We start from the raw sequence: 23,515 nt of genomic DNA on the forward strand, positions 1-23,515 counted from the left end.
AACCGGCGATCCGCCGTTTGGGGAGGCTTTCGGAGGTAACAGTACGCACGCCGCCGAACAGGAACCCGCGCCACAGCCCGGATCCGGGGCGCACGGCTACAACACGAAGCCCTCGGGGAACGGGTCCGTCGGGTCCAGCAGGTACTGGCCCATCCCGGTGACCCACGCCCGTCCGGACACCGTCGGCACGACCGCCGTGCGGTCGCGCAGCGGCACCTCCTCCAGCAGCCGCCCGACGAACCGGGTGCCGATGAACGACTCGTTCACGAAGTCCGCGCCGATCTCCAGCTCGCCGCGGGCGTGCAGCTGCGCCATCCGCGCGGAGGTGCCGGTGCCGCAGGGGGAGCGGTCGAACCAGCCGGGGTGGATCGCCATCGCGTTGCGCGAGTGCGCGCCGTCCAGCCCGGGAGCGGTGAACTGGACGTGCTTGCAGCCGCTGATCGCCGGGTCGACCGGGTGCACCGGCCGGTCGGCCGCGTTGATCCGGTCCATGATGGACAGTCCGGCGGCCAGGACGCGGTCCTTCTCCGCCCGGTCGAACGGGATGCCGAGCTGTTCCAGGGGCAGGATCGCGTAGAAGTTGCCGCCGTAGGCCATGTCGTAGCGCACCTCGCCCAGCCCCGGCACGTCGACGACGGCGTCCAGCCGGTGCGCGTACGACGGGACGTTGCGGATCGTCACGAGCTTGGTGCGCGTGTCGTAGTCGGCGAGGACCAGCCCGGCCGGGGTGTCGAGCCGCACGGTCGTGACGGGTTCGGTCACCTCGACCATGCCGGTCTCCACCAGCACGGTCGCGACGCCGATCGTGCCGTGGCCGCACATCGGCAGGCAGCCGGACACCTCGATGTAGAGCACGCCCCAGTCGGCGTCCGGACGGGTGGACGGCTGGAGAATCGCGCCGCTCATCGCCGCGTGCCCGCGCGGTTCGTTCATCAGGAACCGGCGGATGTCGTCGTGGTGCTCGATGAAGTTCAGGCGCTTCTCCGCCATCGTGGCGCCGGGGATGACACCGACGCCGCCGGTGACGACCCGTGTCGGCATTCCCTCGGTGTGCGAGTCGACGGCGCTGTAGTAGCGGGCGAACCTCATGACGTGGCCAGCTTCATGTCCGCGGTGACCTGGTCGGCCTGCTCCTGCGACAACGGGCCGCGAGGCGGGCGGCACGGACCGCCGTAGCGGCCGACGAGGTCCATCGAGAGCTTGATGGCCTGCACGAACTCGGTGCGCGAGTCCCAGCGGAACGCCGGCACGAGCTTCTCGTACATCGCGCGGGCCTCGGTGACCTCGCCGGCGAGCGCGAGGTCGAACAGCTCGGTGCACTCGGCGGGGAAGACGTTGGGGTAGCCCGCGAACCAGCCGGTGGCGCCCATCAGCAGGCTCTCCAGCACCACGTCGTCCGCGCCCGCCACGACGGTGAGGTGCGGGGCGGCCGCGCGGATCTCCAGGACCCGCCGCACGTCGCCGGAGAACTCCTTCACCGCCACCACGTTCTCGATCTGGCCGATCTCGGCGAGCAGGTCCGGCGTCAGGTCGACCTTGGTGTCGATCGGGTTGTTGTAGACCATGACCGGCAGCCCGGCCTTCGCGACCTCCCGGAAGTGGTGCACCACCTCGCCGCGGTTCGCCCGGTACATCGTGGGCGGCAGGCACAGCACGCCGTCCGCGCCGTCCTCGGCCGCCAGCTCCGCCCAGTGCCGGGCCTGGTGCGCGCCGGCGCCGTGCACGCCGATCACCGCGATGCCCTTGCCCTTCACGGCGGCGATGGCGGTCTTGGCCACCTCACGGCGTTCCGCGTCGGTCAGCGACGAGTACTCGCCCAGCGACCCGTTCGGGCCCACGCCGCGGCAGCCGCTCTCGACCACCCACCGGCAGTGCTCGGCGAGCTTGTCCAGGTCGGGGCGCAACCCCGCCGGAGCCTGGGGGTCCTCGGCGTAGGGGAGCGCGGTGGCGACGATGACGCCGTCGAGGCGTTCGGTCATGACGTTTCCTCCGTGAGGTCGGCGAGTTCGCCAAGGGGGATCGGCACCGCGACCACGCGGCGCTGGCCGTCGAACGGGACACCGGTCAGCTCGGCGGCGTTGCGGGCGCAGATCCGCCCCTGGCACCGCCCCATCGCGACCCGGCTGGTGAGCTTGAGCTCGCGCATCGTGGTGGCGTCGCCGAGGTCCGCGAGCTGGACCTGCTCGCAGCGGCACACTGTCGTCTCCCGGGTGAGCCACGTCCGCCAGCCCGGCCGCACGGCGTGCACCCGGCCGAGCGCCTCGGCGAACAACCGGCCCCTCCGCACCGCTTCCAGGGCGGCGCGCGGCGGTTCCCGTCCGGCCGCCGCGGCTCCGGCGACGACACCCTCCGCCTCGGCGAGGTCCGCGCCACCGATGCCCGTCACCTCACCGGCCGCGTAGACGCCGGGGACCGAGGTCCGCTGGCGCGCGTCGACGTTCAGGAAGTCGTGGGTGCGCTCGGCTTCGGGGACCAGGTCGGTGCGCGGCAGGAAGCCGTGGCCTGTGCAGACCAGGTCGGCGTGCTCGGTGCGGTGGCCGACCGGGCGCCACTGGTCGTCGAGCTTCGCGACGGTGACGCGGTCGCCGTGCTTGGCGATGACGGCCGTACGGGTTCGCAGGTGCCGCACCACCTTGCGGTAGCGCGCCAGCTCCGTGATCTTGTGCCGGTTGGCGGCGACCGCCTTGCCCTCGCGGAGCCATCCCGCCGGGGAGTTCGCCTCGTAGACGCCGACGAGCGTGGCACCGAGGTCTTGCAGCGCCGCGGCGACGGGCAGCAGGAACGGACCGGTGCCGCTGACGATCACGCGTCGGCCGAGGACGACACCCTGCTTCGCGAGCGTCTGGGCGGCACCGGCCGTGATCACGCCGGGGCCGTCCCAGCCGGGAAAGGGGAGCGGCCGGTCGTACGCGCCCGTCGCGATGACCAACGCGTCGAACGGCAGTTGCCGCGGCCCGCGCAGGTGCAGCGTCCGGTCCTCGACGAGCCACGCCTCGGTGTTCTTCAGGTGCGTCACGCCGGGGTGGCGCAACCGCGCCCGTCCACGCAGGTACTGGCCGCCGGCCTCGGGTTCCGAGTCGACCACCGTGACCTCGGCGCCCGCGTCGGCCGCTGTCCGCGCCGCCGCCATGCCCGCCGGTCCGGCTCCCACCACCACGACTCTCATGACGTCGTCCTGATCCGGTCGCCGTCGCGCAGCGGGTGGCGGCACGCGCGGACCTCGGGCACACCGTTGATCTCCGCGACGCAGCCGAAGCACACGCCGATGCCGCAGAAGAACCTGCCGGGCAGCAGTTCCGCGACGTGGCTGACCTCGCGTGGCAGACCGTTGAACGTCACCTTCACACCGGCACCTCCTGGCGGTCGACGCGGAACGGGTGGGGGTCGACGAGCGGGGTCTCGCCCGTGAGCAGCTGGGCCAGCAGCAGCCCGGTCGCCGGGGCCAGGCCGACGCCCGCGCCCTCGTGCCCGGTGGCGTGCCACAGACCGGGCGTGCGCGGGTCCTCGCCGATGATCGGCAGGTGGTCCGGCGCGTAGGGCCGGAAGCCGCCGTACGCGCGCATCACCGGCACCCCGGCGAGCATCGGGAACAGCGCGATCGCCCTGCGCGCCAACGCTTTCAGCACCTTGCTCTCGATCTTCTCGTCGAACCCCTTGCGCTGGCGGCTCGACCCGATCAGGACCGTGCCGGCCTTCGTGGACTCGACGACACCGGACGTCTGCAGGTCCGCGTCACCGCTCGCCACAGCGCCGACGTAGTCCGCGTCGTAGACCTTGTGCCGGATCGCACCGGGGATCGGGGTCGTGACCAGCACGACGCCGCGCCGCGGCAGCACGTTGACACCGAACCTGCCCGCCCACGGACCGGTTGCGTTGACGACGGCGCCGCAGCTGACCACACCGTCGTCCGTCGTGACGCTGCGTCCGTCCGTTGTGGACACCTCCGCTCGGCGGACGGGGATGCCGCGCAACAGGTTCCTGGTGGCCTTGACCGGGTTGAGCTGCGCGTCCTGCGGGTAGTGGACGGCCGCCGTGATGTCCGGGTTCAGGTGCGGTTCGAGGCTCAGCGCCTCGTCCACCGTGATCGCGCGGGCGTCGACCCCGGCGGCCCGCTGGCCGTCCGCGAAGGCCGTGAGCGGCTCGGCGGCGTCGCCGGTCGTGGCGACCACCAGGCCGCCCTTCTCCTCCCACTCGGCGTCGCCCGCCAGCTGAGGCCACAGCTCCCGGCTCGCCCTGGCGAGGTCGAGCTCCGGCCCCGGCCCCTTGTCGCTGACCAGCACGTTGCCCTCACCGGACGCGCTCGTGCCGGACGCGGGCCCGTGGCGGTCGAGCACCAGCACGTCGAGCCCGCGGGCCCGCAGCGCCTGCGCGCAGGCGGCACCGATGATGCCCGCGCCCACCACCACGACATCCGGGTTCATCGGCCACCTCCGTTCAATAGAATGAACGTTAGTGCTTCGGGTACTCCAGCACCAGTACCGATCTGACCTCGCCGCCGACCGTCTCGTAGAGGTGCGGCAGCGAGCCGGGGAAGCACACGTAGTCGCCGGGCCCCAGCTCGTAGGGCTTCTCCGGCGGCCCCACGCGCAGCGCCCCGCTCGTGACCAGCACGTGCTCCTTGCCGGGATGACCTTCGCTGGTCTGCGTCGCGCCGGGTCGCACGCGCTGGTCGTAGATCTCCAGCACCGTGTCCCCGACGTCCATCCGCCGCATCAGCCGCAGGTCGACCGCGTTGCTGCTGAGCACCTCCACGTCCGCCGACCGCACCAGCACCACGTCCGGAGGCGTCCGCTCCGTCACCAGCTCCGACACCGGCACGTCCAAAGCGTTCGACAAACTGAACACCGTCTCGATCGTCGGATTGCCCGACCCGCTCTCCAGCTGGGACAGCGTGCCCTTGGCGATGGACGACCGCCGCGCGAGCTCCGACAGGGACAACCCGCGCTGCTCCCGGAACGCCCTGATGTTGGCGCCGAGCACCTGACCCGCACTCATAGCCGCTGATCGTTGCATAGGCTGGCGGCCATGACTGCGTACACGGAGGCGGAGGGACAGACCCTCCGCACAGCCGTTTTCGGTGCCATGGTGCTCGTGTCCACGGCGGACCCCGGCGCTCTCGACGCGGAGAGCCATGCGGGGGTGAGGGCGATGAGCCTTCTTCCCGAGGACTTGCGCGCTGTCATCGGTGCTGCGCCGCCTGTTCTTCCTGCTGGGTCGGCTGCCGATGTGGAGGCCGGGGTGTTGGCGGCTTTACGGTCCTCGGTGGGGATTGTCGGGGCTCGGGAGCCCGGGGAGGTCGCCGTGTTCCGGAGTGCTGTGGTGGAGATGTGCCGGTCGGTGGCCGGGGCGGACGGGGACGTGGCTGCGGCTGAGAGGGAGATGGTGTCGAAGGTGGTGGAGGCGCTCGGGTGAGGTGAGGGCGTGTTCGCCGTCCGTGCGGAAGGCGGGAGGTCAGGAAGCGGCCTCGTATTCGGTGAGTAGGGCCTGGAGGCCCTTCACCACGTCGTCCGGTAGCCAGCCGGTGGCCAGCATGTCGCGGAGCGGTTCCATCGCGGTGCGTGCCGAGCGTCTGCGGTGTTCTGGTTCGAACTCGCTCAGGCCCTGGCGGACCGCGGCCACCGCGGCGTCGGGGTCGCCGTCGAAGGCGAGGGTTTCGGCGTGGTCGAGTCTGCGCCACGGGGTCGGTTCGGTCGCGATGACGTATTCGGCGAGCTGGCGGAGTTTGCGGAACTCGGCCAGGGCTGTCTCGCGGGACTGCCGGGTGTCGGCCAGCAGGACGTCCAGCCTGCGGAGGTTCGCCAGGGGGTAGAGGTCGTTCTTGTCGATTCTGCTGGCGCCTTGGTAGGCGTCTCTGGCTTGGCGCAGGTTTTCCAGTTGGTGGTCGGTGGTGCGGGCTTTGCGGCGGTAGACGCCGCCCAGGCTCGCGTAGGTGCCTGCGTTGGTGCTGTCCAGGTCCACTGCCTTTTGCAGGGAACGGGCGGCTGCGTCCAGGTCGCCGCTGTGGCTTTGGGCGATGCCCAGTTCTCGCCACCATTCCGGGCGGTCCGGGTCGATCCGGGTCGCCGTGTCGAGAAGGGTGATCGCCTCGGCCTCCTGGCCGGCTGCGCTCAGGGCCTTGCCCAGTTCGCCGTAGGCGTCGGCCCGGCCGGGGTTCACGTCGATCACTTGGCGCAGCAGGTCCGTTCGTTGCTGGTGGGCGTGGGTTTTCATGGCCGCCGTGAACAGGTCGTCGCCGCGTGCTTCCTGGAGGCGGGCGACCTCTCGCCGGAGGTCGTCGAGCTCTTGGCGGGGGAGGGTGACCATGTGCACGCCCTTGCGCACCAGGCTGTCGACGTGGCCGCTGTCCAGGCCGTTCGCGATCACCCTGATGATCTTGTCGAGGGCGGCTTCCAGCTCGGCGGGGCGTTGGCCGTACGGGATGGTCCTGCCTGCCAGGACGTTGAACTTCACGTCCTGGCTCACGTCCTGGCAGACGGGCACCGTGACGTTGTCCCGCAGTGCCCAGCGCACGCCCAGCTCCAGGTAGACGTTGGGGTTCGCGCCGGTCAGGTCGGCCAGGTAGACCTCGGCGGTCATCGCGGCTTCGAACATCGTGTCGTGGATCGGGCCGGCGGCGTCGCGGTCCTTCTCGATCACCAGCTCGACCTCGCGGCCGAGCCTGCTGCTGAGCCTGGTGGCCAGCGGTTCGTAGAAGTACTTCCTGATGTCGTCGGGGTCGGTCCACGTCGCGTGCGCGCCGAGCGACGCGCGGGAGCCCGGCATCGCGACGAACAGCGTCAGTGGCTTCACAGTCGGTCTCCTGCGGGTCAGGTCGTGCTCGGGCGCGAGGCGAGCCAGGCGGCGTGTTCCTTGCTGATCACGGCCTCCGCCTCGGCGACGGTGGTGGCCCAGTCGCTCTCCTCGGCGAAGGCGAGCTGGCGGTGGATGCGGGCGAGGTCGCCGGCGGCGGCCAGGTAGGAGAGGCCCAGGTTCTCGTACTGCCGCAGGCCGATCCACGCCGCGCCGCCCGCGACCGCCGCCGCCATCACGCCGGACAGGTCGACGTCCCAGACTCCGGCGATGCGCAGGATCGCGAGCACGATCGCCACAAACTCCCCGCCGAACAACAGGAACCGCCACAGCGTCGTGCGCCTCTCGTTGCGCTTGGCCCGCTCGCTGTACCAGGTCAGCTGGCCGAGCACGCGGGTCTCGCGGTAGGCGTCCCTGCGTTCGGCGAACGGCTTGGCGCGCAACGCGTCCATGGCCTGCTCACCGGCCGGGTTGGTGCTGGTGAGCAGCAGCTTGGCGGTGTGCTCCGCGACGATCTCGTCGATCTTCTCCTCCAGCTCCCTGCGTGCGCGCGGAGAGTCGGTGGGGAACGGGTCGCCGCCCACGGCGTAGCGCCACGCCAGGGACTTGACGCGCTCCGCGACCGCCCTGCCCGCGTTCCACCTGAGCTCCGGGTGCATCGCCCACAGCAGGAACTCGCTGAACAGCGCGACGAGGAACCCCGCGAGCGCCACCCACGCCCAGACGTCGACGCCGCCGCCGATCTTCCACTTGAACGCGCCGCCGATCGCGGCGAGCACCGCTCCGAACAGCCGCACGCGGCTGAGTCTCAGGGTGACGCTCTGGCCGTGCGCGGACGCCTTCTCCGCATCGTGGTAGATGCCGGGCAGGTGCGAGTCGTCCATCCGCTTCCGTTCTCCTCGTCGCGCATCAGCTGATCGTGAGAGACCAAACGTGTGTTACCACGTTCGGCGGTTCGGGGAGCAGCGTTCCAGTGCGGAGAGAAGGCGTTCACCCGTACAGCGGGGAGCCGGGGCCCGCTAGGGTGTCGGTCCCATGCGGGGGTTCCACGAGCTGCACCTGGCGGCGGCGTTCGGCACGGCGGACGAGGTCGCGGCCCTGATCTCGGAGACCGAGGACATCGACGTCTTCTTCGAGGGGCGCACGGCGTTGTGGCAGGCGGTCAACGCGCGCAACCACGTGAGTGCGGCGTTGTTGCTGGCCGCGGGCGCCGACCCGGCGCGTCCGATGATGTCCGGCTGGTCGCCCGCCCGCCTCAGCCTCGCCACGGACCACCCCCTCCCCACCACCGAGGTCCTCACCCAGCAGGAACGGGCCGCGATCGCCGAACGGGACCGGCTCGTCGCCGCGCTCGCCGGGGTGCCGGAGTTCGACGGGTACAGCATCGCCTGCGTCGCCGGGATCGACGCGGACGAGGCCGTGCGGCGGCTGGAGGCCGAGGTGCTGCCGCCCGGCGAGGTTCCCGCCCAGCTGGACTGGTGGGAGGAGCCGTTCGCGGACGACACGGAGGTGGTCGTCGGCGTCACGGACGTGCCGGGCGGGTGCGTCGTGGTGCAGCCCTGGTCCTACGCGGCGTCGTTGCCGGTGGTCACGCGCCCGCTGTCGGCGGGCACCGTCACCTACTCCATGTACGCGAACCCCAAGAGCGGCAACCAGGGCAGCATCGACCGCGACGGCGCTGCCGTGGACCGGGACCTGCTCCCCGGCGGACGCTCTGTGGAGGACGACGGCACGGCCGGGGTGTTCCTCGCTCACCTCTACGTCCACGAGCCCATCGCCTACTGCTGCGCGTACACGGGTCTGCGGCCCGAGAACCCCCGGGCGTTCACCGGGCCGGACCGGTGGGTGCTCCTGCCGGACAGGATTCGCTGGGACCTGTGACCGGATAGCGCATGATGGAGAGATGCTGGAGACACTGCGCAGGCAGCTGAGCGAAAGTCTCTTCGAACGGGTCGCGGGCCCGGACCGCGCGAGGCATGCGCGGCGGATCCACGAGACGTCCGGCCCGCGCATGTTCGCCGACGACAGACCGATCCGGCACGTCCACGCCGACCACGCCATGTTCATCGGCGGACTGCGGGCGTTGCTCTTGCAGTCGTTGCACCCGCTCGCGATGGCGGCGGTCGCCCAGCACTCCGACTACCGCACGGACCCGTGGGGACGGTTGCAGCGCACGAGCCTGTTCATCGGCACCACCACCTACGGCACGGCTGAACACGCGCACCGGACGATCGAACGACTGGCGCGCGTCCATGAACGCATCCGCGGCACAGCATCGGACGGTCGCCCCTATCGCGCCGACGACCCGCACTTGCTCGCATGGGTGCACGTGGCCGAAGTCGACAGCTTCATGCGCTGCCACCAGCGTTATGGCGAGAAACCCCTCGACGACTACGACGGCTATGTGGCCGACATGGCGGTGATCGCCGACGTCATGGGCATCCCGGACCCGCCGCGCACGACCGCGGAGCTGGAAGCGCGCCTGCGGTCCTACCGATCCGAGCTCCGCGGCACGCCCGAGGCCCGGGAGGCCGCCCGGTTCCTCCTGCTCAAGGCGCCGCTGCCGCTGCTGGCGCGCGGGCCGTACGCGGTTCTGAGCGCCACGGCCGTCGCAACGCTGCCGGTGTGGGCGCGGGCCCCGCTGCGGCTGCCGTACCTGCCGATCTCGGAGGCCACCGGCGTGCGGTTCGCCGGTCACGCGCTGATGCGCAGCCTGCGCTGGGTCACGAGCTGAGCGGGACGCCGTTCCGGGGTCAGCTCTCCAGGAAGTCGGCCACGAGCGGCGTGGCCTCGTCGGCGAACTCCTCGAAGTAGGCGTGCCGGGCGCCTTCGATCAGGTGCATGCGCGCGCCGGGGATGCGTTCGGTGATCAGCGGGGCGTTGGCCGTGGGGTTGAAGATGTCGTCCGTGCCGTGCACGACCAGCGTCTGTGCGGTGATCGACGGCAGCACGTCCCACGCGTCGTGCTCGGCGCTCGCGAACAGGTGGCGCTTGCGCGCGTGAGGCGGCATCGCGGGGTCGCCGATCGTGTTGTACGGGCCGCGGTACGACGGCGTGTACATCAGCGCTTCGAGCGCCCGGCGGGCCTTCATCGGGTCGGTCTGCGCGAGCGACTTGCGCACCTCGGCGCTGCGCTCGAACCCGTACGGGCCGCCGGGGGAGGTGCAGCCGAGCACGAGCCGGTCCACCCGGCCGGGGTGCGAGGCCGCGATCCACTGCGCGATCCGGCCACCCATCGACGTGCCGTAGACGTGCGCCCGGTCGACCCCGGCGTCGTCGAGGATCGCGACGCAGTCGTCGGCGAACATCCGGGTGCTGTACGGGGCGTCCGGCTTGTCGCTGGCGCCGGTGCCGCGGTGGTCGGTGGTGATCGTCGTGAACGAGCGCGCGAAGCCCGGCAGGACCTGGGACCACCAGCGGGAGGAGTTGGACTGGCCCGCGATCAGCAGCAGCGGAGGACCCGACCCCTCGACCGAGTAGAAGAGCCTGGTTCCGTCGGCGGCACGAGCGTGGGGCACGGCCGGTCAGTCTAGAGCCCTTGACTCAGGAGTGATGGTCTAGTCCAATTCGTGCTGGACCCCCTGCCGGCCGCCAAGCGTGGGATGGAGCAGCCATGCTGTTGTTCGCTCGAATATCCGCGGTGGCCGCACTGGTGCTCGGCACCGTGGTCGTGAGCCTCGCCCCTGCCAGCGCCGCCGGTGTCACGGCGACGTTCACCAAGCAGTCCTGGGACACCGGCTACACCGCGACGGTCACGATCAAGAACGACACCAGCGCGGCGCTCAGCTCGTGGAAGCTGGAGTTCGACTACCCCGCCTCGACGTCCGTCGGCGCCTACTGGGACTCGCTGCTCACCAAGAGCGGCAACCACAACACGTTCGCCAACCGCGAGTACAACGGCTCGATCGCGCCCGGTGCCAGCGTGTCGTTCGGCTTCAACGCCTCCGGCACCGCCGACCCGGCGAACTGCAAGATCAACGGCGCTGCCTGCACCGGTGGCGGCACGTCACCGACCACTACCACCACCACGAGCACGACCAGCAGCACCACCACCACGACCACAACGACGACGACCACGACCACGACGCCGCCGGGTTCGTTGCCGCGCAAGGTGCTCGTCGGCTACCTGCACGCGAGCTTCGCCAACGGCTCCGGCTACATCCGGATGCGCGACGTGCCGGACGAGTGGGACGTCATCAACCTCTCGTTCGCCGAGCCGACCAGCGCCACGAGCGGTGAGCTGCGGTTCAGCCAGTGCCCGGTCGCGGAGTGCCCGAACGTCGAGTCCGAGGCCGACTTCATCGCCGGCATCCGCGCGCAGCAGCAGAAGGGCAAGAAGGTCCTGATCTCGATCGGCGGCCAGAACGGGCAGGTGCGGCTGGAGACGACGGCCGCGCGGGACGCGTTCGTGCGCTCGGTCTCGGCGATCATCGACAAGTACGGCCTGAACGGGCTCGACGTCGACTTCGAGGGCCACTCGCTGTCGCTGAACGCCGGCGACACCGACTTCCGCAACCCGACCACGCCCGTGGTCGTGAACCTGATCTCCGCGCTGCGCTCGCTGAAGTCGCGCTACGGCGCGAACTTCGTGCTCACGATGGCGCCGGAGACGTTCTTCGTGCAGGTCGGCTACCAGTTCTACGGCGGCGCGGGCGGCGGTGACTCGCGCACGGGCGCGTACCTGCCGGTGATCGAGGCTATGCGCAACGACCTGACGTTGCTGCACGTGCAGGACTACAACTCCGGGCCCGTGATGGGGCTGGACAACCAGTACCACAACATGGGCGGCGCGGACTTCCACGTGGCGATGACCGACATGCTGCTGGCCGGGTTCCCGGTGCGCGGCGACACGTCGAAGGTCTTCGCGCCGTTGAAGCAGGAACAGGTCGCGATCGGCCTGCCCGCCGCGATGTACGCGGGCAACGGCTTCACGTCCGTCGCGGACGTCCACACGGCGCTGGACTGCCTCACCAAGGGCACGCGGTGCGGCAGTTACAAGCCGAAGGGCGTCTACCCGAACCTGCGCGGGCTCATGACGTGGTCGATCAACTGGGACAAGTACAACAACTACGAGTTCTCGAAGTCCCACCGGGCGTATCTGCCCCGATGACCGGTGTGGGGGCGGGACACCCCGCCCCCACCAGGTCAGGCCAGCGTGGACCAGAACTGCAGCTCGTAAGCCTGCAACAGGCGGCCGTAGCGCCACGCGTGCTTCGGCTGCCAGCCGCTGTCCAGCGCGGCCTGCACGGCGGCGAGCGCCCGTTCCTCCAGCTGCGGCGCGGGAGTGGCGAAGAAGTCGACGAACGCGCACGCCTCGTCGCCGAACCCGTAGTGCTCGCGCAGCCCCTTGGCCATGCGCGCGCAGTAGCCGCCCCACGCGGTGAAGTTCGCGAGGATCGCCAGGATCACGTCGGTCGGCTCGCCGTTCATCGCCATCCACGCCTGGTAGGCGGGGTAGCCCTGGCAGCCGGGGAACGGCTCGTAGCCGTGGAAGTCCTTGGCGGACATTCCCGCGGCCTCCGCCAGCGGCTGCAGCATCGGCAGCACCAGCTCCTCACCGCCCGCCAGCAGCGTGAAGAACGCCCGCGCGTTCGGCTCCTCGGCCTTGGCCGCGAGCGCGAGGAACGTCCGCCAGTCCGACGACACGATGTGGTTCTCCTCGGCCGCGAAGGTGGCGATCACCGCCCGCGGGGCCTCACCCGTCTCGATCAGCCTGACCACGAGGTTGTCGTGCTCACCGGGGTGCAGCTCCGTCCGGATGCGCGTGACCAGCTCTTGTGCCTTCATGGGCGGCGATTCTTCCGCACCGGGGAAATCGTTCGCCAGATCGGCGGGTGATCGGGGACCATGTCCGCTCGTGGCTGAACACACCTACCGAGTACTCGTCCGCGGCCGCTTCGCCGACCTCACCGACGACCAGCGCGCCGCGCTGCGGGACCGGCTGAAGGGCTTCGACTTCCTGCGGGAGGGCGGGTTCTCCGAGGAGGGCGCCCTGACCTACGACGAGAAGCTCGACTTCTTCAGCTACCGCGTGGTCCTGACGGCCGCGGAGAAGCCGGACGAGGCCGGTCTGCGGCGGGCGACCGCGGCGCTCGACGAGCTGGGCGTCGACTTCCGGGGCCTCAAGGCGAAGGTCACCGACATGGACGAGATGAAGATCAACCGGCCGAAGCGGCTGGTCTGAAGCCCCGGGTCTCCGTGCTCCCGGGAGGGGAGCACGGAGACCCGGCCTGTCACGGGCCGGGGTAGTGGGCGAGGTACGCCTCCGTCGACCCGGCCGTGGCCGTGCCGCCCGCGTTGTTGATGACCCGCTGGATGGTTCCGTTGCCGCCCAACGACACCGTGACCATGCTGTGGAACTTCACGCCGGGCGTGTCCGGCACCTCGAAGGCGCGGTCCGCCGTCACCGAGGCGTTGTAGCGCATGTAGATGTAGCTGCCCAGGCCCCACGCCTCGTGCGTCGTGACGTGGTTCGCGACCTTGTACGCGGCGTACCCGCGGGTCGAGCCGTTCATCCACGCGGCCTGGTTGGGCGCTTCGTAGGGCATCTCGTTCTGGTAGAAGTACGTCCGGCCGCCCTGGCCGTTCCAGACGGTCTGGTACTTCTGGTAGTGCTCGACGAAGAGCCCGTACATGGTGACGTTGTCGCCGTTGACGACCAGACCGGTGTCCGCGGTGTTGAGGTCCCAGCCGACGCCGTAGGAGTGGTCACCGCGCCACAACCACAGGTGGTCGCCGATCACGTTGTGACTGTTGACGACCAACGAGGTGGTGGCCCGCCCGACGGCCGAACCGCCGATCCGCACGTACACGTCGTGCAACGACGTGGGGTTGGCCGAGTGGTTCGCGTTGCTGCCGGGGGCCCCGATCTGCGCCAGCAGGGGAGAGTTGGCCGGAGCCGCGTCGATCAGCAGCCCGGCGATCTTCACGCCGTCCACGTCGGCCACGTCCAGCGCCATGTTCCCGTTGGTGGGCATGACGGTCGCGAGACCGAGACCCAGCACGACGGTGTCCGGACGGGTGACCCTGATCGGCTCGCTGACCTGGTGGACGCCCGGCGTGAGCAGCAGGTGCTTGCCGGCCGCGAGCTGCTGGTTGATCGTCGCCGCGCTGGTGCCGGGCTTGGCGATGTAGAACCGCGACAACGGGATGTTCGTGCCCTGCTGGTTTCCGCTCGCCCACGTGGTGCCGCTCGAGCCGGACCGCAGCGCGGGGACGAACACGTTGTAGCTGCCGCCGCTGTCGACGTTCAGGAACGGCTTCTCCCGGATCAGGGGCGTCTGCGACACGGTGGTGTAGGGCGGCTCGGGGAACGACGTCTGCGGTGCGTTGCGCGCACCGACGAACACCATGTTCCAGTTCTCGCCGGTCCACGAACCCCACTCGGTGTTGCGCGACAGCCACTGCTGCTGCGAACCCGACCGCACCTGCCCGGTCACCACGGAGTCCGCGAGGAACCCTCCGCTGGACCAGCCGCCGTCGTCGAGCCGCATGTTGCCGTAGGTCTTGGTGCGGCGCATCGCGGACGCCTGCGAGACCGCCCAGGTGTTGGTGCCGCCCGGCGGCCGGATCGCGAGGTTCTCCGCGCCGCGCCAGAAGTTGTGCGTCGCGTTGCCCTCGAACCAGTCGGCCTCGACGTGCACCTGGCCGTTGATCGTGACACCGTCCGGCAGCAGGCCCAGTCCGAGCACCTGCGTGAAGAAACCGATGTTGACGTCGACGTCGTAGTTGCCGGGCTTGAACAGCACCGCGTACCGGCGCGCGTCGTACTGACCCTCCTCCTGCTGCCGGAAGACGTCGTTCAGCCGGGCCTGGATGGTCGACGCGGGCATCGACGGGTCGAAGACCAGCACGTTCGGGCCGAAGTCGGGCTCGCCGGGATTGTGCGTCGCCGTGCCGAGCCGGAAGAGCTGCGCGTTGGTCCCGTTGCAGGTGTACTGGACCAGCTGCACGTCGTTGTTCGTCGCGGCGGGCACGTCCAGGCACTTGCCGCTGTGCCTGCTCACGAACCGGTAGGTGTCGGTGCCCACCTGTTCGGCGCGCCACTGCTGGTTGTTCGCCGAGAAGTTCTGCCACATGTGGATCGCCGCGTTGTCCGCGGTGGAGACGTTCGAGACGTCCCAGACGGCGCCTTCGCCGACCGTGTAGTAGCCGTCGCTCGTGGGCGTGAACTTCCACGTCTGCCCGGAGCAGCCTTGTTGGCGGAGCTGTGCGCCGTTGGCCGTTCCCAGCGACTCCACACACTTTCCGCTACCGACGTTCGTCACCTGATAAGCGGTTCCGGGCACCACGTCGGCCTGCGCCGCGACCGTCCACACGGGAACGACCGCTGCTGCCGCCAACGCTGCCACCAGCAGGGGGATTCTCACGGCCTTCAGGGTGGGTGCGCCCGGACACAACCGTCAACGAAGTTACCTGTTTCCGGTCGCGTTCCGGTATTGACCGATCAGTTTGTCGAATGGAACCGTGCGGGGCGTGGAACTGTCCCCGCTGCGCCGCTCGCTGCTGGAGCTGCTGAAGTCGCCCGCCTCGGCGACCCAGCTCGCGGCGGCACTGGACTTACCGCGCCAACGGGTGAACTACCACGTCAGAGCCCTGGAACAGGCGGGCCTCGTCGAGCTCGTGGAGGAACGGCAACGCCGCGGCTGTGTCGAACGCGTGCTGCGCGCCCGCCCCGGCCGCGAGATCGCCGCGGACGTGCAGGACCAGTTCGCCGCCACGCACCTGGTGTCCGTCGCCTCCGGCGCGGCCCGCGAGGTGGACCGCATGTCCGGCGCCGCGGCCGACGCGGGAAAGCGTTTGCTCACGTTCACCGTGGAGACGACGGTCCGCTTCGGCACCCCCGGCGACGTCCACGAGTTCACCAGCGACCTGGCCGAAGCGGTGCGGCAGGTGGCCCTGAAGTACGACACCGACGAAGGCCGCCCGTACCGGGTGGTCGCCCTGGGTCACCCGGGAGTCTCCGATGAGCGATGACGGCGTCCGGATCGAGATCACCGTGGCCGCGCCGGTCGACGAGGTCTGGCAGTCCTTTCGGGACAAGGAGAAGCTGCGCCACTGGCACGGCTGGGACACCCCGGAGCTCGACGCCGAGATCGACGAGATCTACTTCGACAACGCCACGGAGAACGGCGCCACCCTGGTCGTCCAGGGCCACGACACGTTCACGCTGACCCCCGTCCCCGAAGGCACGCGCGTGGTGCTGACCCGTGCGCCCAAGGGCGCCTCGCCCGAGTGGGACGACTACTACGACGAGATCACCGAGGGCTGGATCACCTTCCTGCACCAGCTCAAGTTCGCGCACGAGCACCACCCCGGACAGCAGCGCCGGACGCTGTTCTGGCCGTCCGAGGTCTCGCTCGGTCTGGCGGGAACGCCGTTCTTCGAGTCGGAGAACCAGCGCGGGGTCGTGGTCGAGGAGCTCGGGCCCGGGCTGGTGATCACCAGCCCGACGCTGACCGTGGTGACGACGTACGGGCTCTCCGACGCCGAGCTGGAGGCGTTGCGCCGGAAGGGGCCGGAGCAGGTCACCTCGTGACGGTGCCGGTTCCGTCGAGCAGGGCTTCCGAGCGGTCCCACAGCCCTCTGGCCAGACCCGCGTCGAGCGCGAGCTTGTTGAGCCGCTTGCCCGGCGCGCCACCCGCGTAGTACTCGCCCGAGCGCCAGTCCACGCCAGGGGCGCCGGTGGCGAGCCGCACCAGCTCGCGGGCGCCGTTGTCCGGGGTCGTCAGCAGGACGGCGCGGGAGAGGGGGTTGGTGGCCAGGAACCGCATCAGCCGGCTGGTGGTCTCCGAGCCGAAGTTCGTCGCCACGTTGCCGGGGTAGAACGCGGCCGCCGACAGGCCCTGGTCGTGGTAGCGCCGGTGCAGTTCCTTGGTGAACAGCACGTTTTCGAGCTTGGCCGCGTTGTAGGCGCGCACGGCGTTGAGGCCGCGGTCGTGGTTGAGGTCGTCGAGGTCGAGCGTGCGGACCATGCCCCCGTGCAGGGTCGTGGTCTGGATGACGCTCGCCCGCGAGGCGAGCAGCTTGTCCAGCAGCAGCCGCGTGAGCAGGAACGGTGCCAGGTGGTTGACCTGGAACGTCCGTTCGAACCCGTCCGCGGTCCTGGCCGGGTCGCCGAAGACGCCGCCCGCGTTGTTCGCGAGCACGTCGATCCGCTCGTGGGCCGAGTCCAGCTCGGCGGCGAGCCTCCGCACGTCGTCGAGACGTGTGTAGTCGGCGACGTGGTGGTCCGTGCCGAGCTCGCGGGCGACGGCCTCGGTCTTGCGGGCGTCACGCCCGACGACCACCACCCGGTGGCCGTCCCGGTGAAGCCGCCGGGCGGCCGCGGCCCCGATGCCGTCACTGGCCCCGGTGATGACGATGGTTCTGCGCATGTCGACAGTCTATGCACAAAGTGACAGTGACTGTCACGTTCGACGGTGCCAGTTAAGATGGCGCGATCATGGCCGAGAAGGAACCGGGGCTCCGGGAGCGCACGCGCCGCGCGGTGAAGGCGGAGATCGCGGCCGTCGCGAAACGGCTGTTCGTCGAGCGCGGGTTCGAGGCCACGACCATCGACGACATCGCGGCCGTGGTCGGGATGTCGCAGCGCAGCGTCTTCCGCTACTTCGCGACCAAGGAGGAGATCGTCCTCGGCGGGTACGACGCCGTCCTGGCCGACCTGCTCGCCGAGTTGTCGGCGCGACCGGCGGGGGAGGACGATCTGGCGTCGCTGCGGTCCGTCCTCGCCTTCCTGGTGAAGATCTCCGACCCGCCCGGCCACCGCGACGTGATCGCCTCGGCCTTGCGGCTGGTCTTCGAGACACCGCTGCTGTACGCCGCGTACCTGGAGAAGCTGCAGAAGATGCAGGACGCGATCGTCGCGGTGCTGTTCGAGCGCGCGCGTGCGGAAGGGCGTCCGCGCGCGGTGGACGACCCCGAGCCCAGGGTGCTCGTCGCCGCCGAGTTCGGGGCCTTCCTCGCCGCGCAGCACTCCTGGCTGGCGCTCGGCGTCAAGGGCCCGTTCGCCGGCGTCCACGCACGGGCCGTGGCGGTGCTCGACGCGCCCCGCGGTCAGGCCGAGGTGGCCGGTCCGAAGTAGCGGGTCAGGAACTCGTTGCGGAACACGCCCTTCGGGTCGTGCTCGTTCAGCAGGGCGCGGAACGCGTCCCAGTGCGGGTAGCGGGCCGCGAGCAGGGCGGGCGGCACGGTGAAGAGCTTGCCCCAGTGCGGGCGTGGCGCGATCGCCTCCTCCAGGCGCGGCAGCACGGCCAGCACGGCCGGGGTGTTCGGCACCCAGGTGAAGTGGATGGCGAGGCTGTCGCGGTCGTGGGCGGGGCTGAGCCACGCGGCCTCGTCGGACACGGTGCGGATCTCGCAGGTCTGCACGAGCGGGGAGATCACGGTCGACATCTCGGCCAGTGCGCGCAGCGCCGTCACGGCGCGGCTGCGGGGGACGAAGTACTCGGTCTGCAGCTCGTCGCCGACGGACGGGGTGAACTCGGCGCGGAAGTGGGGGAGGCGCTCGTGCCACGGGCCGGGCTCGCCGCCCTGGACGGTGCAGTGCAGGGCGGGCTGGCCGGGCACCGGGTGGACGGGGGTGGTGGCGGGGCGGCCGGGGAAGGCGTACGGCGGGTCGCCCACGCGGTGCTTCACGAACAGCGTCGCGCCGCCCTGCCAGTCGACGAACGCGCTCACGCTGTACGCGCCCGCGAAGATCTGGTCGAGCTGGACCAGCAGCGTCGTCCAGGCGACTTCCTCGTAGATGGTCTGCGCCACCTCGAACGACGGCACGACGTCGAGCGTCACGGTCGTGACGACGCCGAGGCCGCCGAGGGACACGACGGCGCCGGGGTGGGTCAGTTCGACCACCGAGCCGTCGCCGCGCATCACCTCCATCGCACGGACGGCGCCCGCGAGCGAGTGGGAGCCGGAACCGTGGGTGGCGGTGGCGACGGCGCCCGCGACGGTGATGTGCGGCAGTGACGGCAGCGTGTGCAGGGCCAGGCCCTCGGTCTCCAGACGCACCGACAGCTCGGCGAGGGTCATCCCGGCGCTGACCTTGGCCGTCGAGCCGGACACCTCGAACGTCGCGGGCATGGCCGACAGCGACACCTGCGTACCCGCGGTGTCGGCGATCGGGCTGAACGAGTGGCCGGAGCCGACCACGTGGACGGCCGACGAGCCGCGGACGAGTGCGCGCAGGTCGTCGGCCGAAGCGGGGGTGACCGCTTCGGCCGAGGTGAACGTGACGTTGCCCGCCCAGTTGGTCCTCATGACCACCACGGTAACCGGGCCGGGTGTCGTTCAGCGTTGTTGCTTCAGTGTTGACCGAAGAAAATCACTCGGTGAGCATCGCGAGACGCTCTTGGGCCTCGGCCAGGTCGTCGGCTGTGGGCGCGTCGTCCTGCGTCAGCTTCCGGCGCCAGTAACCGGCGAACTCGATGTCCTTCTTGGCCACGCCGAGAGCGACGAAGTGCCGCCGCAACGCGCGCACCGCGGAGGCTTCACCGCCGAGCCACACCCACACCGACTCCGGGACCTCCAGCGCCGGCACCGCCGAGACGAGGTCCTCCCCGGCACTGCGGTGCACCCACCGCACGCCCGGGACGTCCTGTTCCTCCGCCGGGTCCGCGACCTCGACCACGGCCTGGAACCGTTGCGTCGGCGGCAGCGTCTCGAGCAGTGAGGCGATCGCGGGCAACGCCGTCTCGTCGCCCGCGAACACCAGAAGATCGGCCGTCCCCACCGGGCGGGCGTAGTCGCGGGACGGGCCGAACCGGCCGATGACGTCGCCGGGCTGAGCCCGGGCCGCCCACCTCGCCGCCGGTCCGCTGTCGCCGTGCAGCACGAAGTCGACGGTCAGCACGCCGCCGGCCAGCGACCGCACCGTGAAGCTGCGCATCCACGGCCGTTCGGCTTCCGGCAACGCCAGGTAAGCCTGGTACCAGACGCCGACGTCCGGGGAGTCCGACACGTGCGCGGTGTGACCCGGTTTCGGGAACAGCAGCTTCAGCTGCTGGTCGGGCCACGTGCCGAGGTCCGCCAGCCCGTCGCCGGTGAAGCGGACCCTGGTCATCCGCGGGGTCAGCGGCTCGACCGAGGTCACCGTCAGCGTGGTCACGACAGGTACTCCTTCAGGTGCCGGGCGGTGAGGGTGTCCGAAGTGGACACGAGGTCGGCGGGGGTGCCGGTGAACACGACCCGGCCGCCGTCGTGGCCCGCGCCGGGGCCCAGGTCGACGACCCAGTCCGCGTGCGCCATCACGGCCTGGTGGTGCTCGATCACGATCACCGTGTTGCCCGCGTCGATCAGCTGGTCGAGCAGGCCGAGCAGCTGGTCGACGTCCGCGAGGTGCAGGCCGGACGTCGGTTCGTCCAGCACGTACGTCGACGCCTTCTCGGCCATGTGGATCGCGAGCTTGAGCCGCTGGCGCTCGCCGCCGGACAGGGTGGTGAGCGGCTGGCCGAGCGAGAGGTAGGACAGGCCGACGTCGTGCAGGCGGCTCAGCACGGCGTGCGCCTGGCCGGACGGGAAGAACTCGCGGGCGTCGGCCACGGACATGGCCAGCACCTCGCTGATGTTCTTGCCCCGCAACGTGTAGCGCAGCACCTCGGGGGTGAACCGCTTGCCTTCGCACTTCTCGCACACGGTCGCGACGCCGGCCATCATGGCGAGGTCGGTGTAGACGAGGCCGATGCCTTTGCAGTTCTCGCAGGCACCCTCGGAGTTCGCGCTGAACAGCGCGGCTTTGACGCCATTGGCCTTGGCGAACGCGGTCCTGACCGAGTCGAGCAGGCCGGTGTAGGTGGCGGGGTTGGACCGGCGCGAGCCGCGGATCGGGGACTGGTCGACGGTGACGACGCCCGGCTTGCCGCGCAGGGACCCGTGGATCAGCGACGACTTGCCGGAGCCCGCGACGCCGGTGACGACGGTGAGCACGCCGAGCGGGAGGTCGACCGAGACGTCCTTGAGGTTGTTCGTCCGTGCGCCGGTGATCGGCAGGAACCCCTTGGGGGAGCGGAACTCCGTGCGCAGCTTCGCGCGGTGGTCGAGGTGGCGGCCGGTCAGCGTGCCGGACGCGCGCAGCCCCGCCACGTCACCGGCGTAGCAGACTTGGCCGCCGTTGACGCCCGCGCCAGGACCGAGGTCCACGACGTGGTCGGCGATGGCGATGGTCTCGGGCTTGTGCTCCACGACGAGGACCGTGTTGCCCTTGTCCCGCAGGCGCAGCAGCAGGTTGTTCATCCGCTGGATGTCGTGCGGGTGCAGGCCGACGGTCGGCTCGTCGAACACGTAGGTGATGTCGGTGAGCGAGGAACCCAGGTGCCGCACCATCTTCACCCGTTGCGACTCGCCGCCGGACAGCGTGCCGGACTCCCGGTCGAGCGACAGGTAGCCGAGGCCGATCTCGACCAGCGAGTCCAGCGTGTCGCGCAACGTCGTCAGCAGCGGTGCCACCGACGGGTCGTCGATCTCGTGCACGAACTTCGCGAGGTCGCTGATCTGCAGGGCGCAGCAGTCGGCGATGTTCAGGCCGCGGATCTTCGACGCGAGCGCGGCCTCGTTGAGCCTCGTGCCCCGGCAGCTCCCGCACGCCGTGAAGGTGACGGCGCGGTCGACGAACGCCCTGATGTGCGGCTGCATCGACTCGCGGTCCTTGGACAGGACGGTGCGTTGCAGCTTCGGGATCAGGCCGTCGTAGGTGACGTTGGTGCCGCCGATGTTCAGCTTCGTCGTCGGCTTGTGCAGGAAGTCGTGCAGCTGCTGCTCGGTGAACTCGGCGATCGGCCGGTCGGCGGGGTAGAGGCCGGAGTGGGCGAGAACCTGCCAGTACCAGGTGCCGACGCCGTAGTTGGGGGCGTCGATCGCGCCGTCGTTCAACGACTTCGACCGGTCCACGATCGCGTCCACGTCGATCGTGGTGACCTTGCCGAGCCCCTCGCACACCGGGCACATGCCCTCCGGCAGGTTGAAGCTGAACGCGCCGGACGTGCCGGCGTGCGGTTCGCCGAGGCGGCTGAACACGATCCGCAGCATCGTGTGGGCGTCGGTCGCGGTGCCGACGGTGGAGCGGGAGTTCGCGCCCATCCGCTCCTGGTCGACGATGATCGCCGCGCTCAGGTTGTGCAGGGCGTCCACGTCCGGCCTGCCGATGGACGGCATGAAGGACTGCAGGAACGCGGTGTAGGTCTCGTTGATCATGCGCTGTGACTCGGCCGCGATCGTGCCGAAGACGAGCGAGGACTTGCCGGAGCCGGACACGCCGGTGAAGACGGTCAGGCGGCGTTTGGGCACGTCGAGCGACACGTCCGCGAGGTTGTTCTCCCTCGCCCCGCGGACCTGGATCACGTCGTGGCTGTCCGCGACAGCGTTCACCGCTGGTTCCCCCAATGATTCTTTATGGCGTAAAGTGTGAGGCGCCGAGATTACTTTACGTCGTAAGGAGTCGCAACCGTGGTCGTCTACGCTGGTCAGGGCGATCCGCGCCGGTCCATCGAGCTGCTCTGGCGCGGCGCGGCCGAGACCAGGCGGCCGGGGTCGAAACCGGCGCTGAGCGTGGACGCGATCGTCGACGCGGCCATCGCGGTCGCCGACGAGCAGGGCCTCGCGTTCTCGATGCGGGCGGTCGGCGAACGGCTCGGCCGCACCGCCATGGCCCTCTACACGTACGTGCCGGGCAAGAACGAGCTGGTCGATCTCATGTACGACCGCGCGCTGGCCGGGCTGCCCGGCTCCTACTCCCTGGACGAGGGCTGGCGTGCGGCCGTCACGCGGTGGGCACACGACACGTGGGAGTGCTACGTCCGGCACCCGTGGGTGTTGCAGGTGTCCCAGGCGCGACCGGTGCTCGGCCCGCACGAGTTCGCCACCACCGAGGCCCTCGCGGCGATCCTGGTGTCGACCGGCCTGCCCGGACGCAGGCTGCGCGGCATCGCGGGCGCCCTGCACTACTTCGTGCGCGGAGCCGCCCAGACCGTCGCCGAGGCGCGGGCCGCGAGCGGTGCGACCGGGGAGGCCGACGAGGAGTGGTGGTACGCGCGGTCCGCCGTGCTCGTGGAGCTCGAACCGGACCTGGAGAAGAAGTACCCCATGCTGCACGTGCTGGAGCACGACCGGGAACCCGCCGACCCCGAGCTGCCGTACCTGGAGAACGACGCGATGGAGAACTTCCGCGTCGGGCTGCGCGTGCTCCTCGACGGTGTCGAGGCGGCTGTGACACAACCGTGACACAGTGCGGACGTTCAGAGCACATGGACTCGATGAGATCGAGGCATGGCAATCCGCTCCACAGGAGTCGGGGGAATCCTTGCGGTCGCCCTGTTCTCGATGCTGCTGACCTCACCGCTCACCGCGGCCACCACGCCGCCGCACACCGGCTACCGGCCCGCTGTGACGAGGATGGCGTACGAGACCGGTGACCTGGCCGCGGTGGTCCACTCGCCGCGCACGCTCGTCGGCGTGCGGCAGGTCGTGTTCAGCTTCCGCGGCAACGACGCGTACGCGGAGGAGCTGGCGCGGCAGGGGTACGTGGTGGTGCTGCCGAGCGACCGGCTGGTCGCGGACGCGCACCGCGACCTGTGGCGCGCGCTCGCCAGGGGCGAAGGCCCGCTGGCACAGCGGTTCGGCGGGTTCGCGGGCCACGTGACCCTCGCGGAGGTCCGGTCACCCGAGCCGCATCAACCGATCGGCTGACTTTGTCGAGACGTTGAGGGGAAGAGCCGGGGGTGCCTCCGCTACCAGA

General features: G+C 70.4%; 25 protein-coding genes. 10 read left to right on the forward strand and 15 right to left on the reverse strand.

Translation table 11 applies throughout. The features are described from left to right. Positions 1–96: 96 nt before the first annotated feature. The 6 genes from BLT23_RS00685 to BLT23_RS00710 are packed head-to-tail and all read right to left on the reverse strand — an operon-like array spanning position 97 to position 4,995. Positions 97–1,089: a proline racemase family protein gene (locus tag BLT23_RS00685; RefSeq protein WP_090044451.1), complete on the reverse strand. Its 993-nt coding sequence runs from the start codon at positions 1,087–1,089 to the stop codon at positions 97–99. After that, positions 1,086–1,979: a dihydrodipicolinate synthase family protein gene (locus BLT23_RS00690; protein ID WP_090044453.1), complete on the reverse strand. Its 894-nt coding sequence runs from the start codon at positions 1,977–1,979 to the stop codon at positions 1,086–1,088. The genes BLT23_RS00685 and BLT23_RS00690 overlap by 4 nt, the downstream gene beginning before the upstream one ends. Then, positions 1,976–3,166, reverse strand: a complete 1,191-nt coding sequence (locus BLT23_RS00695; RefSeq protein ID WP_090044455.1) for an NAD(P)/FAD-dependent oxidoreductase — start codon at positions 3,164–3,166, stop codon at positions 1,976–1,978. The genes BLT23_RS00690 and BLT23_RS00695 overlap by 4 nt, the downstream gene beginning before the upstream one ends. Beyond that, positions 3,163–3,345, reverse strand: a complete 183-nt coding sequence (locus tag BLT23_RS42160; RefSeq protein WP_090044457.1) for a 2Fe-2S iron-sulfur cluster-binding protein — start codon at positions 3,343–3,345, stop codon at positions 3,163–3,165. The genes BLT23_RS00695 and BLT23_RS42160 overlap by 4 nt, the downstream gene beginning before the upstream one ends. Continuing rightward, positions 3,342–4,421 carry an NAD(P)/FAD-dependent oxidoreductase gene (locus BLT23_RS00705; RefSeq protein WP_090044460.1) on the reverse strand — a complete coding sequence of 360 codons (1,080 nt, stop codon included), beginning with the start codon at positions 4,419–4,421 and terminating at the stop codon, positions 3,342–3,344. The genes BLT23_RS42160 and BLT23_RS00705 overlap by 4 nt, the downstream gene beginning before the upstream one ends. A gap of 28 nt (positions 4,422–4,449) precedes the next feature. Beyond that, positions 4,450–4,995: a helix-turn-helix domain-containing protein gene (locus BLT23_RS00710; protein ID WP_090044462.1), complete on the reverse strand. Its 546-nt coding sequence runs from the start codon at positions 4,993–4,995 to the stop codon at positions 4,450–4,452. 30 nt (positions 4,996–5,025) lie between these two features. Between BLT23_RS00710 and BLT23_RS00715 the strand changes: the two genes are divergently transcribed. Next, positions 5,026–5,412 carry a TerB family tellurite resistance protein gene (locus BLT23_RS00715; protein ID WP_090044463.1) on the forward strand — a complete coding sequence of 129 codons (387 nt, stop codon included), beginning with the start codon at positions 5,026–5,028 and terminating at the stop codon, positions 5,410–5,412. A 39-nt stretch (positions 5,413–5,451) separates the two neighbouring features. Here the strand turns inward: BLT23_RS00715 and BLT23_RS00720 are convergent, their stop codons facing one another. Together BLT23_RS00720 and BLT23_RS00725 are read right to left on the reverse strand one after the other, a co-directional pair. Beyond that, positions 5,452–6,789, reverse strand: a complete 1,338-nt coding sequence (locus BLT23_RS00720) for a tetratricopeptide repeat protein (RefSeq protein ID WP_090044465.1) — start codon at positions 6,787–6,789, stop codon at positions 5,452–5,454. 17 nt (positions 6,790–6,806) lie between these two features. Further along, the gene (locus tag BLT23_RS00725) at positions 6,807–7,673 is read right to left on the reverse strand and encodes a DUF4231 domain-containing protein (RefSeq protein WP_090044467.1); all 867 of its coding nucleotides are present in this window, start codon (positions 7,671–7,673) and stop codon (positions 6,807–6,809) included. A 151-nt stretch (positions 7,674–7,824) separates the two neighbouring features. On the opposite strand from BLT23_RS00725, the gene BLT23_RS00730 reads away from it, so the two are divergent. Both BLT23_RS00730 and BLT23_RS00735 read left to right on the forward strand, forming a co-directional pair. Further along, positions 7,825–8,670 (forward strand): DUF6461 domain-containing protein, encoded by an 846-nt coding sequence (locus BLT23_RS00730; RefSeq protein ID WP_245743392.1) that lies wholly within the window; start codon positions 7,825–7,827, stop codon positions 8,668–8,670. Between the two features lie 22 nt (positions 8,671–8,692). Then, positions 8,693–9,523 carry an oxygenase MpaB family protein gene (locus BLT23_RS00735; RefSeq protein WP_090044469.1) on the forward strand — a complete coding sequence of 277 codons (831 nt, stop codon included), beginning with the start codon at positions 8,693–8,695 and terminating at the stop codon, positions 9,521–9,523. Between the two features lie 19 nt (positions 9,524–9,542). Here the strand turns inward: BLT23_RS00735 and BLT23_RS00740 are convergent, their stop codons facing one another. Further along, entirely contained in the window at positions 9,543–10,307 is a 765-nt protein-coding gene (locus BLT23_RS00740) for an alpha/beta fold hydrolase (protein ID WP_090044471.1), read from the reverse strand. A gap of 95 nt (positions 10,308–10,402) precedes the next feature. Between BLT23_RS00740 and BLT23_RS00745 the strand changes: the two genes are divergently transcribed. Further along, on the forward strand, positions 10,403–11,899 hold the full coding sequence (locus tag BLT23_RS00745; protein WP_090044473.1) for a chitinase: 1,497 nt from the start codon (positions 10,403–10,405) through the stop codon (positions 11,897–11,899). A gap of 35 nt (positions 11,900–11,934) precedes the next feature. Here the strand turns inward: BLT23_RS00745 and BLT23_RS00750 are convergent, their stop codons facing one another. Continuing rightward, a complete protein-coding gene (locus BLT23_RS00750; RefSeq protein WP_090044475.1) occupies positions 11,935–12,576 on the reverse strand; it encodes a thiaminase II/PqqC family protein in 642 nt (213 codons plus the stop codon). A 70-nt stretch (positions 12,577–12,646) separates the two neighbouring features. On the opposite strand from BLT23_RS00750, the gene BLT23_RS00755 reads away from it, so the two are divergent. Next, entirely contained in the window at positions 12,647–12,973 is a 327-nt protein-coding gene (locus BLT23_RS00755) for a DUF6204 family protein (RefSeq protein WP_090044477.1), read from the forward strand. A gap of 49 nt (positions 12,974–13,022) precedes the next feature. Here the strand turns inward: BLT23_RS00755 and BLT23_RS00760 are convergent, their stop codons facing one another. Then, a complete protein-coding gene (locus tag BLT23_RS00760; protein ID WP_425434332.1) occupies positions 13,023–15,158 on the reverse strand; it encodes an RICIN domain-containing protein in 2,136 nt (711 codons plus the stop codon). Between the two features lie 106 nt (positions 15,159–15,264). On the opposite strand from BLT23_RS00760, the gene BLT23_RS00765 reads away from it, so the two are divergent. Together BLT23_RS00765 and BLT23_RS00770 are read left to right on the forward strand one after the other, a co-directional pair. After that, positions 15,265–15,765 carry an ArsR/SmtB family transcription factor gene (locus tag BLT23_RS00765; RefSeq protein ID WP_218133589.1) on the forward strand — a complete coding sequence of 167 codons (501 nt, stop codon included), beginning with the start codon at positions 15,265–15,267 and terminating at the stop codon, positions 15,763–15,765. Further along, on the forward strand, positions 15,755–16,327 hold the full coding sequence (locus tag BLT23_RS00770) for an SRPBCC family protein (protein WP_090044482.1): 573 nt from the start codon (positions 15,755–15,757) through the stop codon (positions 16,325–16,327). Before BLT23_RS00765 ends, BLT23_RS00770 begins: the two co-directional genes overlap by 11 nt. On the opposite strand, the gene BLT23_RS00775 is transcribed toward BLT23_RS00770, so the two are convergent. Further along, positions 16,317–17,165 carry an SDR family NAD(P)-dependent oxidoreductase gene (locus BLT23_RS00775; protein WP_090044484.1) on the reverse strand — a complete coding sequence of 283 codons (849 nt, stop codon included), beginning with the start codon at positions 17,163–17,165 and terminating at the stop codon, positions 16,317–16,319. The two genes, BLT23_RS00770 and BLT23_RS00775, sit on opposite strands and share 11 nt — an antisense overlap. 68 nt (positions 17,166–17,233) lie before the next feature. Between BLT23_RS00775 and BLT23_RS00780 the strand changes: the two genes are divergently transcribed. Beyond that, complete coding sequence (locus BLT23_RS00780) at positions 17,234–17,872, forward strand: TetR family transcriptional regulator (protein WP_090044486.1); 639 nt, start codon at positions 17,234–17,236, stop codon at positions 17,870–17,872. On the opposite strand, the gene BLT23_RS00785 is transcribed toward BLT23_RS00780, so the two are convergent. From BLT23_RS00785 to BLT23_RS00795, 3 genes are all read right to left on the reverse strand, one after another. Continuing rightward, complete coding sequence (locus BLT23_RS00785; RefSeq protein ID WP_090045635.1) at positions 17,845–19,047, reverse strand: D-arabinono-1,4-lactone oxidase; 1,203 nt, start codon at positions 19,045–19,047, stop codon at positions 17,845–17,847. The genes BLT23_RS00780 and BLT23_RS00785 overlap by 28 nt on opposite strands. 64 nt (positions 19,048–19,111) lie before the next feature. Continuing rightward, on the reverse strand, positions 19,112–19,894 hold the full coding sequence (locus BLT23_RS00790; RefSeq protein ID WP_218133590.1) for a siderophore-interacting protein: 783 nt from the start codon (positions 19,892–19,894) through the stop codon (positions 19,112–19,114). Further along, entirely contained in the window at positions 19,891–22,149 is a 2,259-nt protein-coding gene (locus tag BLT23_RS00795) for an ATP-binding cassette domain-containing protein (protein ID WP_090044487.1), read from the reverse strand. The genes BLT23_RS00790 and BLT23_RS00795 overlap by 4 nt, the downstream gene beginning before the upstream one ends. A gap of 78 nt (positions 22,150–22,227) precedes the next feature. Here BLT23_RS00795 and BLT23_RS00800 point away from each other — a divergent pair, with 78 nt between their 5' ends. Beyond that, positions 22,228–23,001 carry a TetR/AcrR family transcriptional regulator C-terminal domain-containing protein gene (locus BLT23_RS00800; RefSeq protein WP_090044489.1) on the forward strand — a complete coding sequence of 258 codons (774 nt, stop codon included), beginning with the start codon at positions 22,228–22,230 and terminating at the stop codon, positions 22,999–23,001. 45 nt (positions 23,002–23,046) lie between these two features. Next, positions 23,047–23,466, forward strand: a complete 420-nt coding sequence (locus tag BLT23_RS00805) for a hypothetical protein (protein WP_143035770.1) — start codon at positions 23,047–23,049, stop codon at positions 23,464–23,466. The last annotated feature ends 49 nt before the right edge of the window (positions 23,467–23,515 follow it).

This window comes from Lentzea fradiae, assembly GCF_900100955.1.
GTDB lineage: Bacteria > Actinomycetota > Actinomycetes > Mycobacteriales > Pseudonocardiaceae > Lentzea > Lentzea fradiae.

Excerpts from the sequence above, each read along its gene's own strand:
- BLT23_RS00730 (WP_245743392.1), top strand. The coding sequence starts at position 7,825 with ATGCGGGGGTTCCACGAGCTGCACCTGGCGGCGGCGTTCGGCACGGCG.
- BLT23_RS00705 (WP_090044460.1), bottom strand. The coding sequence starts at position 4,421 with ATGAACCCGGATGTCGTGGTGGTGGGCGCGGGCATCATCGGTGCCGCC.
- BLT23_RS00690 (WP_090044453.1), bottom strand. The coding sequence starts at position 1,979 with ATGACCGAACGCCTCGACGGCGTCATCGTCGCCACCGCGCTCCCCTAC.
- BLT23_RS00770 (WP_090044482.1), top strand. The coding sequence starts at position 15,755 with ATGAGCGATGACGGCGTCCGGATCGAGATCACCGTGGCCGCGCCGGTC.
- BLT23_RS00805 (WP_143035770.1), top strand. The coding sequence starts at position 23,047 with ATGGCAATCCGCTCCACAGGAGTCGGGGGAATCCTTGCGGTCGCCCTG.
- BLT23_RS00785 (WP_090045635.1), bottom strand. The coding sequence starts at position 19,047 with ATGAGGACCAACTGGGCGGGCAACGTCACGTTCACCTCGGCCGAAGCG.
- BLT23_RS00695 (WP_090044455.1), bottom strand. The coding sequence starts at position 3,166 with ATGAGAGTCGTGGTGGTGGGAGCCGGACCGGCGGGCATGGCGGCGGCG.
- BLT23_RS00780 (WP_090044486.1), top strand. The coding sequence starts at position 17,234 with ATGGCCGAGAAGGAACCGGGGCTCCGGGAGCGCACGCGCCGCGCGGTG.
- BLT23_RS00745 (WP_090044473.1), top strand. The coding sequence starts at position 10,403 with ATGCTGTTGTTCGCTCGAATATCCGCGGTGGCCGCACTGGTGCTCGGC.
- BLT23_RS00735 (WP_090044469.1), top strand. The coding sequence starts at position 8,693 with ATGCTGGAGACACTGCGCAGGCAGCTGAGCGAAAGTCTCTTCGAACGG.
- BLT23_RS00725 (WP_090044467.1), bottom strand. The coding sequence starts at position 7,673 with ATGGACGACTCGCACCTGCCCGGCATCTACCACGATGCGGAGAAGGCG.
- BLT23_RS00685 (WP_090044451.1), bottom strand. The coding sequence starts at position 1,089 with ATGAGGTTCGCCCGCTACTACAGCGCCGTCGACTCGCACACCGAGGGA.
- BLT23_RS00750 (WP_090044475.1), bottom strand. The coding sequence starts at position 12,576 with ATGAAGGCACAAGAGCTGGTCACGCGCATCCGGACGGAGCTGCACCCC.
- BLT23_RS00715 (WP_090044463.1), top strand. The coding sequence starts at position 5,026 with ATGACTGCGTACACGGAGGCGGAGGGACAGACCCTCCGCACAGCCGTT.
- BLT23_RS00775 (WP_090044484.1), bottom strand. The coding sequence starts at position 17,165 with ATGCGCAGAACCATCGTCATCACCGGGGCCAGTGACGGCATCGGGGCC.
- BLT23_RS00710 (WP_090044462.1), bottom strand. The coding sequence starts at position 4,995 with ATGAGTGCGGGTCAGGTGCTCGGCGCCAACATCAGGGCGTTCCGGGAG.